15 protein-coding genes are annotated in these 16,947 nt (G+C 67.1%); 5 read left to right on the top strand and 10 right to left on the bottom strand.

The window, feature by feature from the left end:
• The first annotated feature begins 65 nt into the window (after positions 1 to 65).
• Together BSY239_RS11905 and BSY239_RS11900 are read left to right on the top strand one after the other, a co-directional pair.
• Complete coding sequence (locus tag BSY239_RS11905; RefSeq protein ID WP_069047037.1) at positions 66 to 641, top strand: DUF4148 domain-containing protein; 576 nt, start codon at positions 66 to 68, stop codon at positions 639 to 641.
• 133 nt (positions 642 to 774) lie between these two features.
• The gene (locus tag BSY239_RS11900; RefSeq protein WP_069047036.1) at positions 775 to 1,158 is read left to right on the top strand and encodes a hypothetical protein; all 384 of its coding nucleotides are present in this window, start codon (positions 775 to 777) and stop codon (positions 1,156 to 1,158) included.
• 6 nt (positions 1,159 to 1,164) lie between these two features.
• Here the strand turns inward: BSY239_RS11900 and BSY239_RS11895 are convergent, their stop codons facing one another.
• Complete coding sequence (locus BSY239_RS11895; protein WP_069048955.1) at positions 1,165 to 2,154, bottom strand: endonuclease/exonuclease/phosphatase family protein; 990 nt, start codon at positions 2,152 to 2,154, stop codon at positions 1,165 to 1,167.
• 110 nt (positions 2,155 to 2,264) lie between these two features.
• A complete protein-coding gene (locus BSY239_RS11890; protein WP_069047035.1) occupies positions 2,265 to 4,124 on the bottom strand; it encodes a DEAD/DEAH box helicase in 1,860 nt (619 codons plus the stop codon).
• 251 nt (positions 4,125 to 4,375) lie between these two features.
• Here BSY239_RS11890 and ettA point away from each other — a divergent pair, with 251 nt between their 5' ends.
• The 3 genes from ettA (at position 4,376) to BSY239_RS11875 (ending at position 8,783) form a co-directional block, all read left to right on the top strand.
• Positions 4,376 to 6,037 carry an energy-dependent translational throttle protein EttA gene (gene ettA / locus BSY239_RS11885; RefSeq protein ID WP_069047034.1) on the top strand — a complete coding sequence of 554 codons (1,662 nt, stop codon included), beginning with the start codon at positions 4,376 to 4,378 and terminating at the stop codon, positions 6,035 to 6,037.
• On the top strand, positions 6,037 to 6,576 hold the full coding sequence (locus BSY239_RS11880) for a DUF1415 domain-containing protein (RefSeq protein WP_069047033.1): 540 nt from the start codon (positions 6,037 to 6,039) through the stop codon (positions 6,574 to 6,576). Before ettA ends, BSY239_RS11880 begins: the two co-directional genes overlap by 1 nt.
• Positions 6,577 to 6,683: 107 nt before the next feature.
• The gene (locus BSY239_RS11875; protein ID WP_069047032.1) at positions 6,684 to 8,783 is read left to right on the top strand and encodes a DUF1631 family protein; all 2,100 of its coding nucleotides are present in this window, start codon (positions 6,684 to 6,686) and stop codon (positions 8,781 to 8,783) included.
• Between the two features lie 288 nt (positions 8,784 to 9,071).
• Here BSY239_RS11875 and BSY239_RS11870 read toward each other — a convergent pair whose 3' ends face one another.
• The 8 genes from BSY239_RS11870 to BSY239_RS11835 all read right to left on the bottom strand — a co-directional run bounded on the left by BSY239_RS11870 (position 9,072) and on the right by BSY239_RS11835 (position 16,947).
• Positions 9,072 to 10,397 carry a TAXI family TRAP transporter solute-binding subunit gene (locus tag BSY239_RS11870; RefSeq protein ID WP_069047031.1) on the bottom strand — a complete coding sequence of 442 codons (1,326 nt, stop codon included), beginning with the start codon at positions 10,395 to 10,397 and terminating at the stop codon, positions 9,072 to 9,074.
• Between the two features lie 59 nt (positions 10,398 to 10,456).
• Positions 10,457 to 11,188 carry a copper-binding protein gene (locus tag BSY239_RS23030; protein ID WP_156775467.1) on the bottom strand — a complete coding sequence of 244 codons (732 nt, stop codon included), beginning with the start codon at positions 11,186 to 11,188 and terminating at the stop codon, positions 10,457 to 10,459.
• Positions 11,189 to 11,205: 17 nt separating this feature from the next.
• Entirely contained in the window at positions 11,206 to 11,703 is a 498-nt protein-coding gene (locus BSY239_RS11860) for a cupredoxin domain-containing protein (RefSeq protein WP_069047030.1), read from the bottom strand.
• Positions 11,704 to 11,723: 20 nt separating this feature from the next.
• On the bottom strand, positions 11,724 to 13,118 hold the full coding sequence (locus tag BSY239_RS11855) for a multicopper oxidase family protein (protein ID WP_069047029.1): 1,395 nt from the start codon (positions 13,116 to 13,118) through the stop codon (positions 11,724 to 11,726).
• A 13-nt stretch (positions 13,119 to 13,131) separates the two neighbouring features.
• Positions 13,132 to 14,529 carry a TolC family protein gene (locus BSY239_RS11850; RefSeq protein WP_156775466.1) on the bottom strand — a complete coding sequence of 466 codons (1,398 nt, stop codon included), beginning with the start codon at positions 14,527 to 14,529 and terminating at the stop codon, positions 13,132 to 13,134.
• An 80-nt stretch (positions 14,530 to 14,609) separates the two neighbouring features.
• A complete protein-coding gene (locus BSY239_RS11845; protein WP_236944057.1) occupies positions 14,610 to 14,948 on the bottom strand; it encodes a hypothetical protein in 339 nt (112 codons plus the stop codon).
• An 85-nt stretch (positions 14,949 to 15,033) separates the two neighbouring features.
• The gene (locus BSY239_RS11840) at positions 15,034 to 15,768 is read right to left on the bottom strand and encodes a DUF1223 domain-containing protein (protein ID WP_172823106.1); all 735 of its coding nucleotides are present in this window, start codon (positions 15,766 to 15,768) and stop codon (positions 15,034 to 15,036) included.
• 96 nt (positions 15,769 to 15,864) lie between these two features.
• Positions 15,865 to 16,947 carry a glycerophosphodiester phosphodiesterase gene (locus BSY239_RS11835; RefSeq protein WP_069047027.1) on the bottom strand — a complete coding sequence of 361 codons (1,083 nt, stop codon included), beginning with the start codon at positions 16,945 to 16,947 and terminating at the stop codon, positions 15,865 to 15,867.

The raw sequence follows: 16,947 nt of genomic DNA, 5'->3' as shown, positions 1-16,947 counted from the left end.
ATCGAAGCCGGCCAGACCGCACAACGGACCGACCGGCATGTTCAACCCTCCCAAAGGAAACTGTCATGAAAACCCGTCTGTCTGTTGTTGCCATCGCCCTCTCCACCCTCATTGCCGGCCACGCCATGGCCGCCGATCCTTCCACCGCCAAGACCCGCGAGCAGGTCCGCGCCGAACTGATCGAAGCCCAGCGCAACGGCGACCTGATCGCCGACGGGGAAACGGGTCTGCGTTTCAACCAGCTCTACCCCAACCTCTACCCCCAGGCCACCGTGGCTGTTGTGGGCAAGACCCGCGCCGAAGTCAAAGCCGAACTGGCCGAAGCCCAGCGCAATGGTGACCTGATCGCCGACGGCGAAACCGGTCAGCGTCTGAACCAGCTGTACCCCGAGCAATACGCAGCCACCCGCACCTCGGCACCCGCCGTTGAAGTGGTTGCGCAAGGCAAGACGCGCGCCGAAGTGAAGGCCGAACTGGCCGAAGCCCAGCGCAATGGCGACCTGATTGCCGACAGCGAAACGGGTCTGCGCTTCAACCAGCTGTACCCCAACCGTTACCCACAGCCGGTCGTTGCCCAGGGCAAGTCGCGTGAAGACGTGCGTGCTGAATTGGTGAACGCGAGCCCTGTCCGCGCCAACTGAGTCTGTTTGTGAGCACCGCCGCTGGCCCATGAGGCTGGCGGCGCCAGCGCCCGGTGTCCTTCACAGGATCCCGGGCGCTGTCTTTTGGTCGTGGCTGTCTGGTAAAACCGGGCTCCCGTTTTCAGGAGCCTCCATGAACCCATTCTTCAAGGTCGTGCTGTTCACCGACGTTGATGGCCGCGCCCGGTTCCGCGAAGAAACCGTTGATCTCGACCAGGGAACACCAGCCGCGCGCCTGTCGCCGCTCTTGCCCGCCAGCGGTTTGCAGTTGCGTCAGAGCCCGGTGGGGTTTCGCAGCCAGTTTCACTGCACCGATGCACCGCAGTGGCTCTTTGTGCTGCGCGGCCAGATGGAGATCGGTTTGCAGGACGGCAGCTCGCGCACCTTCGGCGCGGGCGACCACTTCTATTCGGCCGATACATTGCCGGCGGGCGCCACGTTCGACGCGGCGGTGCACGGCCACTGGAGCCGGCAGGTGGGTGACGAGCCGCTGGTGACCGCGTTCGTCAAGGTCTGAAGCTGCTCACACCGCGTCCGGCAAGCGCAGCCTGAGCAGCGCGCGCACAAAACCGTGGTCGCTGCGGCTGCGGTCCCGGCCTTCAAACAGGTGGTCGTTGAAGACCTCCACGCGCCGCACATCGCCGATGGCGCCACGGCCCCCGGCCACAAATTCCTCGCTCACCAGCACCTGGTCAAGCACCTCGGGGTAGCCCTGGTGGATGTGTGAATACGCCACATCGCGGCGCAGCGCGGCTTCGCCCTGCACGTCCCAGGCGCTGAACAGCGCGTTGTCGCGCGCGCCCTTGTCCCAGGCCACCTGCGAGGTGGCGGCAATCAGCTGCGTGGTCACGCTGTGCGGGCTGTCGTTGAGGTCGCCCATGAGCACCAGCGGCAGGCGCGTGCGGTGCAGCAGTTCCACCACCTTCAGGCGCAGGGCCAGGGCTTCACCGGCCCGCATGATCAAGGAACGCATGGAGCCGAGCGCCTGCACCGCAGGGTCGTCGGTGTCTTCGATGGTCTTGCCGCTGGCGTCTTCGAGGTACTTGGGCCGCTTGCTCTTGAGGTGCGCGGTGATCACACAGAGCGGCTGGCCGTGTTTCAGGCGCAGCGTGGCCACCAGCGGCGGGCGCTCGAAGCGGGTGTGCGCGCCCAGGCCGGGCACCTGCACCACGGCCGCGGCGGGAAAGTTGACGATCGACTCGACCGACTCCAGCTTCAGGCGCGTGACGATGCCCACGCGCGGTGTGCCTTGGGCACCGATCTGTCCCGGGCCGTTCTCGGCACCCGGCACCACCACCGAGCTGTATTGCAGGCCGCTGCGTGCCACGGCGGCGCGCAGGGCCAGTTCGTCCCACACCTCCTGCACCGCGATCACGTCGGCGTTGAGCGCCTTGAAGCGGTTGCCCAGCCACTCCACCTTGCGATCGAACTCGGTGTTGGAGTAGGGCTCCTGCCCATCGTAGAAGTGGCGCCCCGGTTGTGCCAGGTTGAGCACGTTGCAGGTGGCCACCATGAGCGTGGCCCAACGTGGCGACGCCCCGTTGCCGATGAAGGCAGACGGGGCGTCGGGAGAGGGGAGCGTGCGGTCGTTTTGCATGACCGCACTGTAGTTCAGCGACCCGTTCAGCGGATGCGGCCGTAGTTGGTGCGCAGGGGATCGGCGTTGCCACCACCACCACCACCGCCACCACCACCGCCACCGCCACCGCCACCGCCACCACGTGGGCCGCCTCGGCCGCCGCCACCACCGCCGCCACCTTTGCCACCGCGGTTGCCGGTGCGCATGGCGTCGATGCTGGTGCGCAGCGGGTCGGGCTGGCCGCCCGGGTTGGCCGCGCGTGGGCGCGGTTCCTTGATGCGCAGGCTGCCCAGGTGGGCGTTCGGGCCGGGCTGGCGCTCGGCGCCGGGTTCGCGGTCTTCACGCGGGCCACGGTCTTCGCGCGGTGCGCGGTCCATGCGGTCACCGCGATCGGCCTGCTGGCGCGGTGGGCGTGGGCCCTGGCCGCCACCGTTGCGTGGACCGTTGTTGCCGCGGGGTTGGCCGTTGCCACCACCACCGTTCGCACGCTGACCGCCACCGTTGCCGCCACCACCGCGGCGGCCTTCGCCGCGCGGTCCGTCGATCTGGGCGCCGTCACCGGCCGGGCGCTGGCGCTGGCCACCACCGCCGTTGCCGCGGGCCTGCTGCGGCTCACCGGCTTTTTTCTCGCGCACGCGCTGCATCATTTCCGTGCGCGCGGCCTTGGCGGCTGCAGCCATCACGTCGCGGCTCGGCGGCTTGCCGGCACCGCCCCAGATGGTCTGGCGGCCCATGGCGATGGGCTCGGCCTTCTCACCTGGCTCGGGCATGAACTCGGGGAACATCTGCACCGGAATGCGCTGCTTGGTGAAGCGCTCGATCTCCATCATGAAGCCTTCTTCGTCCAGGCTCACGAGGTTGACGGCAGCACCGTCGTTGCCGGCACGGCCGGTGCGGCCGATGCGGTGCACGTAGTCTTCGCAGACGTTCGGGATCTCGTAGTTCACGACGTGCGGCAGCTCGTCGATGTCGATGCCGCGCGCTGCGATGTCGGTGGCCACCAGGGCGCGGATGTCGCCGCTCTTGAAGCCGGCCAGCGCCTGGGTGCGGGCACCCTGGCTCTTGTTGCCGTGCAGGGCCATGGCCTGGATGCCGTTTTTCGTGAGGAACTCGGCCACGTTGTTGGCGCCGAACTTGGTGCGGGTGAACACCAGCACCTGGCTCCAGTTGTGCTGGTTGATGATGTGCACCAGCAGGGCTTTCTTCTTGCCGCGGCCCACGGGGTGGATCACCTGGGTGATGCGCTGCACCGTGGTGTTGCGCGGGGTCACCTGGATGTGCAGCGGGTCCTTGAGCAGGTTGCTCGCGAGGTCGCGGATCTCGTCGCTGAAGGTGGCGGAGAACAGCAGGCTCTGCTTTTCTTTCGGCACCAGCGCCAGGATCTTCTTCACGTCGTGGATGAAGCCCATGTCGAGCATGCGGTCGGCTTCGTCCAGCACCAGCATCTGCACGCCGGAGAGGTCGAGGAAACCTTGCTGCTGCAGGTCGAGCAGGCGGCCGGGGGTGGCCACGAGCACATCGACGCCGCGTTTCATGGCGTTGATCTGCGGGTTCATGCCCACACCGCCGAAGACGACGGTGGAGGTCAGCGTGAGGTGTTTGCCATAGGTGCGCACCGACTCTTCAACCTGCGCAGCGAGTTCGCGCGTGGGGGTGAGCACCAGGGCGCGGATGGCCACGCCGCCGAAACGGTTCTTGGCGCGTTCGCCGTCGGCCAGGCGTTGCAGCAGCGGCAGGGTGAAGGCAGCGGTCTTGCCGGTGCCCGTCTGGGCGCCACCGAGCAGGTCGCGCCCGGCCAGCACGGCGGGAATCGCCTCGGCCTGGATGGGTGTGGGAGTTTCGTAGCCATGCTCACGCACGGCTTGCACGATGGCCGGGGCCAGATTCAGGTCGTCAAAGGTCATTTTTTTGGAGGCGCCCGTCCAGGGCGCTGGGGGCATCGGCCACTCCGTGCGCTGCTTCGGTGTTGGAAGCGGCACCCGGCCAGTCTGGGGCAGATGGATTCAGGGGTTTGGTGTCGGCCAGTGGTTGGCAGCACCCCAGCGGAAGGCTGGTGTTGAGCCAACTGAAGTGCCCAACGAGCCGTATTGTCGCATGCTGGGATAATCCGGGGTTGCGCGGCCGTCCTGGCTGCAGATTCCTCAGGCACACAGCAATGGCTCAATACGTCTTTTCCATGAACAAGGTCGGCAAAATCGTGCCGCCCAAGCGTCAGATCCTCAAGGACATTTCGCTCTCCTTCTTCCCCGGCGCCAAGATCGGCGTGCTCGGCACCAACGGTTCGGGCAAGTCCACGCTGCTCAAGATCATGGCCGGCATCGACAAGGAAATCGAAGGCGAAGCCATTCCGATGCCGGGCATCCGCATCGGGTATTTGCCGCAGGAGCCGCAGCTCGACCCCGAGCAGAGCGTGCGTGAAGCGGTGGAAAACAGCATGAGCGGCGTGCGCGCTGCGCAGAAACGCCTGGAAGAGGTGTACGCCGCCTACGCCGAGGAAGACGCCGACTTCGACGCGCTGGCCGCCGAGCAGGCGCAGCTCGAAGCCGTCATCTCCACCTCGGGCACCGACGGTGAACACCAGCTGGAAATCGCGGCCGACGCATTGCGCCTGCCCCCGTGGGACGCCAAGGTCGGCGTGCTCTCCGGTGGTGAAAAGCGCCGCGTGGCGCTGTGCTGCATGCTGCTGTCCAAGCCCGACATGCTGCTGCTCGACGAACCCACCAACCACCTGGACGCCGAGTCGGTGGACTGGCTGGAGCAGTTCTTGAAGCGCTTCCCGGGCACCGTGGTCGCCATCACCCACGACCGTTATTTCCTGGACAACGCGGCCGAGTGGATTCTCGAACTCGACCGTGGCCACGGCATTCCGTACAAAGGCAACTACTCGACCTGGCTGGAACAGAAAGAAGCCCGCCTGGAGCAGGAGCAGCGCACCGAAGACGCGCGCACCAAGGCCATGAAGAAGGAACTGGAGTGGGTGCGCCAGAACCCCAAGGGCCGTCAGGCGAAGAGCAAAGCGCGTCTGGCGCGCTTTGAGGAACTGAGCGATGTCGACTACCAGAAGCGCAACGAGACCAACGAGATCTTCATCCCCGTGGCCGAGCGCCTGGGCAACGAAGTGTTCGAGTTCAAGAACGTCAGCAAGTCCTTTGGTGACCGCCTGCTGATCGACAACCTGAGCTTCCAGATCCCGGCCGGCGCCATCGTCGGCATCATCGGCCCGAACGGTGCGGGCAAGTCCACGCTGTTCAAGCTGATCTCCGGCAAGGAACAGCCCGACAGCGGCGAAGTGAAGATCGGTCAGACGGTGCGCATGGCCGTGGTGGACCAAAGCCGCGACGATTTGCAGAACGAAAAGACGGTGTGGGAAGACGTGTCGGGTGGACTGGACATGATCACCGTGGGCAAGTTCCAGATGCCCAGCCGCGCCTACTGCGGGCGTTTCAACTTCTCCGGCGGCGACCAGCAAAAACGCGTGGGCAGCCTCTCGGGCGGTGAACGCGGTCGTCTGCACCTGGCCAAGACCCTGGCCGAAGGCGGCAACGTGCTGCTGCTGGACGAACCCTCGAACGACCTCGACGTGGAAACCCTGCGCGCGCTCGAAGACGCCTTGCTCGAATTCGCCGGCTGCGCGCTGGTCATCAGCCACGATCGCTGGTTTCTCGACCGCATCGCCACGCACATCCTGGCCGCCGAAGGCGACAGCCAGTGGGTGTTCTTCAACGGCAACTACCAGGAGTACGAAGCCGACAAGAAGAAGCGATTGGGTGAAGAGGGCGCGAAGCCCAAGCGCATGCGCTTCAAAGCTTTGAAGTGATGCAGGACGTCGAAGCCGCCACGCGCCACTGGCTGGAAAAGGCCGTCATCGGCCTGAACCTGTGCCCGTTCGCACGGGCGGTGTATGTGAAGAACCAGGTGCGTATCGTGGTGAGCCAGGCGCGCCACCTCGATGCATTTCTCGACGACCTCGACCGCGAGCTCACGCTGCTGGTGAACACGCCGGCCGAGGAGATCGACACCACGCTGCTGGTGCACGCCACGCTGTTCCCCGACTTCGAGGTCTTCAACGACTTCCTCAACGTGGTGGACGACGTGGTGGCCGAGCACGAGCTGGAAGGTGTGATCCAGGTCGCGCCGTTTCACCCGTTGTTCCAATTCGAGGGCACCGAGCCCGACGACGTGACCAACTGCACCAACCGCGCGCCGTTTCCCACGCTGCACCTGCTGCGCGAAGAGAGCGTGGAACGAGCGGTGGCCAGCGAAGGTGGAGACGCCGATGCCATCGTTGAACGCAACCTGCAAACCTTGCGCGATCTCGGTGTCGAGGGTTGGCAAGCCTTGATGCAGAAGGTTTGAACTGGCGGCGCTTTTTGCGTCTTTTCCACGTTGTGAACACGGCGGAGCTTCGTCACAATGGTCCAAACCCCCCCTTTTGGCCCACTTGAACGAAAGCGAACGCCCGCATGGATGCCCAGCCCCAGGCCTTTGACGCCTGCCTCAAGGAGGCCCTCGTCCAGACGCGTGAGTGGGTGCCCCGTTGGCTGGACAAACTGCACGCGACGCTCAAGGACAAAGAGCTGTCGGCCCGGCACCTGAACGACAAACAAGGCCTGGTCGAGGCGCGAACCGCGCTCGAATCCCACCGCGACCTGTTGGCCACCCGTTTTCTCGAATCGCTTGCCGACGCGGTCGGCAACGCCTTGCCCGCGACCGACACCCAGGCGCGCACCGCCAGAAGCGTGAGCTTCGATGAGCTCGAACTCATGGGCGACGACCAGGTGCAGGAGACGGTGGAGCTGGCGCGTGTGCAGCAGATCGTCAGCATGACGGTGGACCACGAAGTGGTGGACCTCACCGCGCGCCTGTGCACGGCGCAGGGCATGCAGGTGGTCAATCCCGACGCCAATCCCCTGCGCGCCGACGTGGTGGTCAGCGCCTTGATGAAGACGCTCAAGGGCCTGCACGTGGGTCCGGCCGTGCGCTCGCGGTGGCTGCAGACCGGCGCCATCTCCCTGGGCAACGAACTGCAGGGGCTCTACACGCGGCTGAGCGCCTTGCTCGAACGCATGGGCGTGCAGGCCGCAGGCTATGCCGTGGTCCAGTCGCCCGATTCCCGCCCGTTCACGGGCGACGCACCGGTTCGCCAGGGCGGTGCTTCGCAGGAAGAAGCGGCGCCCGGCTCCGAGGCCCTGCTCACCCTGGACCACCTGCACCAGCTGCTGGTGGGCAACCTCGACCAGGCCGGTGAGGAGAGCACGCGTGCGCCCGGCAGTGCCGGCACGGGAAACGCGATGGTGCGCACGCTGGCCAGCGAGGTGGTTTCGCTCATGCTCAAGCAGATTTCCGCGGACCAGCGTTTGCTGCTGCCGGTGCGTGAAATGTTGCAGGACATGAAGCCTGCGTTGCTGCAGGTGGCCCGCACCGAGCCGCGCTTTTTTGCCGACCGGCAGAACCCCGCGCGGCGCCTGCTCGATGCCATCACCGAACACAGCCTGGCCTACACGAACGAGCAGGACCGTGGCTACGCCGGGTTTTCGCGCCAGGTGCGCAGCATCATCGACGCACTGCAGAAACCGGGCGGTGACTTGACCGACCGTTTCTCCGGCCTGCTGCAGGGCTTCAACCGTTCGCAAACCGAAGCCATGGCACCCGAGCAGGTACAGGCGCGTGGACTGGCTGTCAAGACGCTGGTGCGGGTCGAACAACGCAACCTGCTCGCCGAGCGTGTGGCCGCCGAGTTCCGGTCGCGCAACGACTTCACCCGTTCGCCTGGGGTGGTGCGGCGTTTCCTCACCGGCCCCTGGGCGCAGGTCGTGGCGCAGGCGCGGCTGGAGGTCTCCAACGCCACCGGCATGGACACCTCCGAAGTGCCGGCCCTGCGCTACACCGACATCCTGCCCGACCTGCTGTGGTCGAGCCAGCTCGCGCTGGCCAGCCTGAACCGTCCGCGCCTGGTCAAGATCATTCCCGGCGTCCTGCGCACCCTGCGCGAGGGACTGGACTCCATCGACTACCCGAGGGAGCAGGCGGAGTCCTTTTTCCAGGCCCTGATGGGCCTGCACGAAGCCGCCTACAAGACCCAGCGTGCCGAGCCGCCGCAAGACTCACCGCCCAGCCAGCAGGGCGACATCGATCTGGAGCCGTGGATGCAGCCGGCCGAGGCGCGCGACACCGGCTTCCTGGACGACATCTCGCCCGAGTCCCAGCCCGACACCCAGCCCTCGTTTGTGGACACGCAGCCCCTGCAGCGGGACTGGGTGGAACTCAAGGCCGAGATGGCGGCGCAGCAACCGGTGTCTCAGCTGAGCGTGGGCACCTGGGTCGACATGTGGCAGGAGGGTCAGGCCGTGCGCTGCCAGATCACCTGGGCCAGCCCGCACGGCACGCTGTTTCTCTTTGCAGGCCCCCATGGTCGTTCGCTGTCCATGACCCGCCGCGGCCTGGACCGCCTGATCGAGCAGGACAAGTTGCGGGTGGTGGCGGATCAGGGTGTCGTGAACGAGGCTTTGGATGAGGTCACGCGCCAAGCCTGGCTGAACAGCATCAAGGCTGAAGGCATTTAAAGCGCCCCCACGCTCCCCCGCTGCGCGAGGTCCGCTGCCCCCCGAGGGGGCTGAGCCTGCCTTGGGGCGGCCCGGCGGCTGGCTCGTCGCCCCCACGCTCCCCCGCTGCGCGAGGTCCGCTGCCCCCGGAGGGGGCTGAGCCTGCCTTGGGGCGGCCCGGCGGCTTGCTCGTCGCCCCCACGCTCCCCCGCTGCGCGAGGTCCGCTGCCCCCCCCCGGAGGGGGTTGAGCCTGCCCTTGGGGCGGCCCGGCGGCTGGCTCGTCGCCCCCACGCTCTGCTGCTGTGCTCTCAGACCTTCCTGAGGAGTTTCTTGCGCACCAGGTGGATGTTGTTGCGCAGCGCGTAGAGCTCGTCGGTGTACGACAACGGCACCACCACCTTCTCCACTTTGGATTCCATGGCGTCGAGCTGTTCCACCAGATCGGCGGCCTTGTCGGCGTCTGCTTCAAAGCGCTGCTCCACGTCGCGCAGTTCGGCATACCAGCGAAACACACGTTTGCGGATGCGGAAGGTGTAGAGCGGGGGCACGATGCGCGAGAGCGGCAGTGCGAGTGCCAGGATCAGGCCCATGGCCAGCCACATGCGTTCGATCAGGTTGGCCAGCCAGAAGGGCAGGTAGCGCTGCAGGAAAGGCGCGCCGTTCCTGATGGCGCGTGCGGCCTCGGCCGAGACCGGCACTTCGCTGTGTTCCAGGCTGGGGTACTGGCCCGCCTTGCTGAACCAGCCCGAGCCGCCGTGCAGGCCGGTGGCCGTTTGGGCGAACAGCTGCAGGATGGCGGGGTGGGTGTCGCTGTGCGCCAGCAGGCTGGTGGTGGAGGCCACGAGCCGCACGTCGCGTGTGGGGATGTTGCGCGCGAGGTCCACCACGCCCTGCGGCATCACCACCGGCGTGAGGTAGCCGAAGCGCCGGGAATAGGCTTCGCTTTGCGCGAAGTCCAGCAGCTTCACGCTCGGCGTCTGCAGCAGCATCTGCACCATCAGCGATTCCGGCGCCGAGGCGAAGACCACGGCGTCGATCTCGCCACCCAGAAAAGCCACCGTCGCCGGGGTCTGCTCCAGCTCGCTCAGCGTCATCTGTTTGGCGTCCAGCCGGTTCACGTCCAGCAAGGTGGAGAACAGGCGCGGCACACCGCTGCCGGCCGTGCCCACGTTGACGCGCCAGCCTTTGAGTTCGGCAAGGTTGTTCACCGTGGGGGATTTGCGCAGGCGTCTGGCCGAGTCTTCGCGGTAGAACAGCCACAGCGGCTCCACGAACAGGCTGCCCAGCGAGGTGATGGTGTCTTCCTCGTCGTAGCCGATGTCGGCCGTGCCGCCTTGCACAAAGCCAAGATCGGCGCGGCCGGTGCGCAGCAGTTCGAGGTTGGCCGACGATCCTTCGGAGGACAGGAGTTCGACGGTGATGCCGTAGCGCTTGAGCGCCTCGGCGTAGCGTTTGCCGAACTCCGCGTAGGCGCTTTGGTCCGGGCCGGTGGCCAGCACCACTTTCTTGGGCGGGTTGGGATCGAGCCACCAGTAGGCCAGTCCCAACAGGGCGATGGTGAGCAGGGCGAACGGGCCGAATGACATCACCATCTCGCGCAGCGAGATGAGGGTGTAGCGAAGGGTTTGGGGCATGCCGGAACCTTAGCACGCCCCCATGCAAACACCTGTTGCAGCGCGCCCTTGCGGCGGCTTCAAGGCGCCGGTTCGATGCTCATCACGGTGTAGGCACCCTTGATCTGCTTGGCGGTGAAGCGCACCTTGTCGCCCGCCTTCACCTTGCCCAGCAGCGACGGGTCGCTCACCTGGAACACCATGGTCATGGGTGGCATGTCCAGGTTCTTGATCTCGCCGTGTTTGAGCGAGATCTTCCCGGCGGCCGTGTCCACCTTGCGCACCTCACCCTCGGCCATGGGCAAGGTTTCGTCCGTGGTGGCGGTGCGCTTGAAGCCCGCCGAGTTGCCGGCGTAATGCTGGTACACGCGGCCCGTGCCGTCGGACTGAACCAGCACCACGTCGTAGGCGTCGCGGCGCTCGCCGTACACGGCGCCGTCCATGCCGGGGCTGCCCACCGGCATGCCCGGCACGGCCAGGCCGATGGCCTTGGGCTTCTCCGCCAGCAGGCGGCGGATCTCGCGCGCATTCACATGGCCCTCGATCGCATAGCCGGCGATCAGGCCGGTGTGGCACGAGCCGAATGCCTCGGGCATGCCCAGGCGCTTGCGCACGGCGGCGTTGCCGGTGTCGAACACCTGCACCTGGAAGCCGTCGGCCTGCAGGTGTTTCACCCAGTCCTGGCAGCAGCCGCAGTTGGGGTCTTTCCAGACCTGCAGCACCGGCAGGACGGCGGGTGTTTGTGCCCAGGCGGGCAGGCTTGCAGCGGCGGCGAAGGCGGCGGCTGCGCTGATGAGGGAACGTCTTTGCATGGTGGTCTCCTGGGGAATCAAGCTTTGGGGGTGACGCGGATGGTGCCGCGCATGCCGGCTTCGAAGTGGCCGGCGATCAGGCAGGCGAATTCAAAGTCGCCGGGGCGGTTGAAGGTCCAGACGATCTCGCCGCGCTGGCCGGCGGCCACGTGTGCCATGTAGGGCTCGTCGTGCTCCATCTTGGGGAATTTCTTCATCATCTCGGCATGGGCCTTGAGTTCGTCGCCGGTGCCGATCACGATCTCGTGCAGCATCTTGCCGGCGTTGACGGCGCGGATGCGCAGCGTGTCGCCTTCCCGCACGTCAATGTGGTTCGGACTCATCTTCATGTCGTCGGTCATGCGGATGTCCACCGTGCGCTTCGACTTGGCAGGTTCTGCTGCGATGCCCCAGGGCTTCTGCTCTTTCACCAACGGGGCTGCTGCCTTGGGGTGCTGATCGCCGTGGGCAAAGGCGCGCGGCAGGGCCAGCACCAGAGGAAAGGCCAGCAGGCTGCGTCGTGTCTTGAAGGTCATGCGTGTTCTCCGTTGAGGTCTCAGTGGTTGCCGTGGCCGCCCGCGGGCTTGCGGACGGTGGCGGCGGGTGGGGTTGTCGGGGTGGGCGCCGCAGGGCGGGCGGCTGCGGGCGCAGCTCCCGTGTCGACCAGCCGCGCCTGCGTGCCCGGTGGCATCTTGTATGCGCCGGGGTCGCTGTAGTCACCGGTCTTCTGGTCGGCGCGCACCTTGAGTGTGGTGAACATGCCGCCCATCTCGATGGCGCCATAAGGTCCAGTGCCCGTCATCATGGGAAAGGTGTTGGTGGGCAGCTCCATCTGCATCTCGCCCATGTCGGCCATGCCGCGTTCGCCCATCACCATGTAGTCGGGCGCGGCGCGCTGCAGCGGCTTGACCAGACCTCGGTGGTCCACGCCGATCATCGTGGGCACGCCGTGACCCATGGCGCCCATGGTGTGGTGGCTCTTGTGGCAGTGCATCGCCCAGTCGCCCGGTTCGTCGGCGATGAACTCGAGCTGGCGCATCTGGCCCACCGCCACATCGGTGGTGACCTCGGGCCAGCGCGAGCCCTTGGGCGTGGGGCCGCCGTCGGTACCGCTCACCTCGAACTCGATGCCGTGGATGTGGATCGGGTGGTTGGTCATGGTGAGGTTGCCCACCCGCACGCGCACGCGCTCGCCCAGGCGCGCCACCAGCGGCGTGATGCCCGGAAACACGCGGCTGTTCCAGCTCCAGATGTTCTGGTCGAGCATGGTGTTGACCTGCGGCGTCATGCTGCCGGGCTCCACGTCGAAGGCGTTGAGCAGGAAACAGTAGTCGCGCTGCACGTCTTCAATGAGCGGGTGCTTCGCCTTCGGGTGCGTGACCCAGAAACCCATCATGCCCATGGCCATCTGCGTCATTTCATCGGCGTGCGGGTGGTACATGAAGGTGCCGGGGCGGCGCGCCGTGAACTCGTACACAAAGGTTTTGCCCACCGGAATCTGCGGCTGGTTCAGGCCGCCCACACCGTCCATGCCGTTGGGCAGGCGCTGGCCGTGCCAGTGGATGGTGGTGTGTTCGGGCAGGCGGTTGGTCACATAGATGCGCACGCGGTCGCCCTCGACCACCTCGATGGTCGGGCCCGGGCTCTGGCCGTTGTAGCCCCACATGTTGACCATGAAGCCGGGTGCCATCTCGCGCACCACCGGCTCGGCCACGAGGTGGAACTCCTTCACGCCCGCGTTCATGCGCCAGGGTGCGGTCCAGCCGTTGAGCGTGACCACCGGGTTGTAGGGGCGTCCCGCGCCCGTGACACCCGGGGGCGTCCAGGGCGGGGCGGTGTCGGCGGAGGTTTGTTGCACCGGCTCGGGAATGGCGGCCAGCGCCACGCGGCTCACGCTGCTGGCGGCAACGGCGCCCACGGCAGCGCCGGTGAGCCAGTTTCGGCGGTTCATTGTTTTGTTCATGTCAGTGTCCTGCAGGGGCGTTGGCCGAGCCAGCGCCAGCGTTGGAAGGGCTGTCGGGGCCGGCGTAGTCGGCGCCTGCGAGCAGAGCCTGGAGGTCCGCATGGGCGCGCCAGTAGTCGCGCCGGGCCTGCAAGGCCGCGTCGAGCGATTGCATGCGTTCGCGCGCGCTGGCCAGCAATTCCCAGCTGCTTTGCAGCATGCCGTTGTAGCGCAGCAGGGTCTCTTGCTCCAGCGCGGTGTGCAACTGGGCCACCACGGTTTGTGCGTGCAACGCGCTGGCGTGGCGTGCCTGCAGGTTTGCCCACGCCTGGCGCGCCATGGAGCGGCGCTCGCTGGCCGCGCGCAGCAGGTCCGCTTCGGCGCGGGTGGACCGCTCCAGCGCGTGGTCGCGCAGCAGCGACAGGTCCGCGATGTGGGGTGGTGTCGGTGTGGTGCCCGGATCGGGCAGGGCAGCGAGTGAGGCCTCCACCGCATCGTTCCAGGCCTGTCGTCTGCCCGCGTTCACGGCGGCGAACTCGCGCGCTGCTTTGGTCCGTTGCAGCGCCAGCAGGGGATGGCCGCGCAGCACCGCAGCTTCCAGTGTGGCCTCGGTGATGCCCGCGCCGGGGGTGGCGCGCGGCGGCACGGCGGGCAGGCTCGTGGGCAGGCGCTCGCCCAGCTGCTCGACCGCGGCGCTCTCCCACAGGCCGAGCATCTGCGCCAGCTGCTCCTGCGCCTGGAACGCGTCGCCCTGCGCCTCCACCGCCGCTTGCCATGCGCTGGCTTGCGTGAGCTGCTCGCGCATCAGCTTGGCCTGGCTCCAGTTGCCGGCCACCACCATGCGACGGCCGAGCTCGCTGCCGGTGCGTGTGGCGTCCCACACCTCGGTGGCGTGGCGCCAACGTTGGCGTGCCGCCACGGCGTCCACCCAGGCGCGCTGCAGCTCGCGCACGTGTTTCGCGTAGGCCACCTGCACGGCGCCTTGTTCCAGCGCGTTCATGCCGGCGCGGGTGAAGAGATCAGGCCTCTGGCGCAAGGAAAGGCGCAGGGCCTGGGCGAGGTCCAGCGTGGCCGGTTTGGCGTTGCTGGCGGGCGCAGAGGGCGCGTCGCCAGGGTTTTTGGCCTCCCAGCGCAGCAGGTCGACATGACCTCTTGGAAACTCCGCCACGCGTTCGTTCGCGCGTTGCCAGATTTCCCGGGCGCGGGCCAGGTCGGCCGGGCGCGCTTCGGGCGTGGCCGAGCCGGTGGCGGGCAGCACCAGCGGGACGGCGGACGTGGCGGTGTCGGGTTGGGCGGCCTGCATGGCGCTGGACGTTTGAGCCTGGGCCGACCAGCAGACCGCCGACAGTGCAAGGCTCAGGGCCGCGGCGCGGGCAGGGGTACTCTTGAAAGGCGGTGACAACCGCCGGAAAACCATCATGGGAATCTCCTGAAATCACGAACCGGCGTTCGCTGCCGCACCCTGTGGGGCTGCTGCGGACGCACCTGTGGTGTGTGAACTCAGGAAATGGGTGGTTTGACGCCCCGTTGGGCCTCGCTGCTCGCGAACGGCTCGCCAGCCAGCGTCAGCTGGCCGTGCTCTGCGGGTGGGGGTTGGATGGCCGGCACCGCCATGGCCAGCGCGGGCACGTTGCACACGTCGCAGGCCTTGTGCTGGTGGTCTGCCTGGTCTGCTGATGCATGCCCGCTGCAATCGCACTGTTCGTCGTGCGCGGCGTGATGGTCGGCATGATCCGCGCCATGCCCGTCCATCACCATGCCGGCGTGTGCGGGCTGGGCCAGCATCTCCATCGCCATGGCATCGCCCACCCAGCCGCGCAAGGGCAGCAGGGCGATCATGAGGACAAGGAACCAATGGCGCATGGTAGGGAATGATACGGACGGCGAGGGATTGGTTCCATTCAGGACCGCAGATGGCACCTTTTCAGGCGGGGCATTGCAGCACCAGCGCCTGCAGCGGTTGCGTCAGCGCCGCGTTGGTGACCACAAACGCCACCCGTTGCACCGAACCGGCGGGCAAGGTGAGCCGGGCGCTGCCTCCCTGGCTGGCTGCCCAGGGCGCGACGGGCTGGTACAGACTCACCACGTGATCGTGACGCAGATCTTCACCCGCGTTTTCGCCCCGCGTGACCTTGCTCACCAGTCCATCCTGCAACACTGCCCAGTAGCCGGCGATGTCGGTGCCGGGGACGGCTGCGATCGTTGCGGTGACCACCTGGCCTTCCCGGCGCAAGTGCAGGGCAGGCGCCGAGGCCGGGGGCAGGCCACCCAGGCTGCCGGCGCGCTGACCGTTCCAGTTGCGGTGATCGCGCCCGTTGAGCACCACTTGAGGGGTGTAGGCGTACTTGCCGCCCAGCGCTTCCTTCAGCCGGTATTGCCGGGCCGTCGTTTCGGTGGTGGCGAATGGATCGCGCCAGCCCAGGTGGTTCCAGTAGTTCACGTGGAACGACAGCGCCAGCACGTTGTCGGCGGTCTTCAGGGTGGACAGCCAGCGATCGGCCGGCGGGCAGGAGCTGCAGCCCTCCGAGGTGTAGAGCTCCACCACGGCCGGGGGTCTGGGGCCGGAGCGGACCTCGCAGGTCCGGGCTTGTGCGCTCGCAACCGTGAGCGCACCCGTCAGTGCGAAGAGGCACGTCAGCGTGCTGGATGTTGGGGTCATGACCATCTCCCGATGAAAGATGGCGGTTGGTCGCGCCCGGGCCAGCGGGCTTACAGGCGACCCGACGAGAGGTTCCGGGAGCGGGGGGCTGCCGTGTCAGCGGATATCGGGGGCAACACCAAAACGAACGGGCTCTGGCTGCTGCGCTGGCGCTGCCGCACGTGCGGACTTCACCGGCGTGGAGACCGCAGGCGGCAAGACCATGCCGCGTTCCTGCATGACCGCGCGCAGCCGGTCCGGGTAGTCGGTGATCAGGCCGTCCACACCCCAGTCGATCAGCCTTGCCATGTCGCTGATGTCGTTGACTGTCCACGGGATCACGCGCAGGTTCAGCCCGCGGGCCCGGGACAGGGTGGCCTGGCTCAGGTCGCTGAAATGGGGTGACCACAACTTGCCACCGGCGGCCGCGACCATGCCCGGTGCGTCGTCGAAATCGGCGAGCTTCAGGCCGGTGGTCCATGCGCCGTCTGCGAGCGTGTTGAAGCGCGGAAGCTGGGCTGACAGGAAGGACAGCGGCAGATGGGGAGCGATGCTCTGACCTGCCTTCAGGACGCGCCAGTCGAAGCTCTGCAGCGTTGTGCGCGAACCCATGCCGTGGCTGTTGATCACGGCCATGACGGCGCGCACGAAGGCTTCAGGCTCGGGAGAATCGGCTGGACGCAGGGGATGGAGCTTGAGCTCGATGTTGAAGCGCACATGGCTGGCCCCCAGCCGCTTGATGCGTTCGAACACGGACGCCAGCGTGGGAATGCGTTCACCATCGGCCGGTGACTGGTTGGAGAAGTCGCGTGCGTAGCGGCTCGACGGGTTGATGCGCCCCACATCCAGGGCGGAGATTTCAGCAAGGCTCAGCTGGTTGAAAGGTTTGCCGCGGGCTTGCAGCCACTGGCCGCTCGCGTCGCGCGTGATGTCGGGGTTGGGCGCGGTGTCGTGCGAGACCACGGGCACGCCTTCGGCGCTGAGCACCACGTCGAATTCGAGCGTGGTCACGCCGATCGACAGCGCCTGCTCGATGCCCGCGAGCGTGTTCTCGGGCGCCAGCCCTCGGGCACCGCGGTGACCCTGCGCGTCAAACGCCAGCGCTGCACCGGCACACCACATCGACAGGCCCAGCGCCGTGGTGCAGCTCCAGCGCAGCCAGGAAAGCCGCTGGACGGTGAACGGGGGTGATGTGGTCAT

The sequence above is a fragment of the Hydrogenophaga sp. RAC07 genome (assembly GCF_001713375.1).
Classification (GTDB): Bacteria; Pseudomonadota; Gammaproteobacteria; order Burkholderiales; family Burkholderiaceae_C; genus Hydrogenophaga.
The sequence above is the reverse complement of the archived record's forward strand: the minus strand, read 5'-3'. Positions and strand labels throughout refer to the sequence as shown.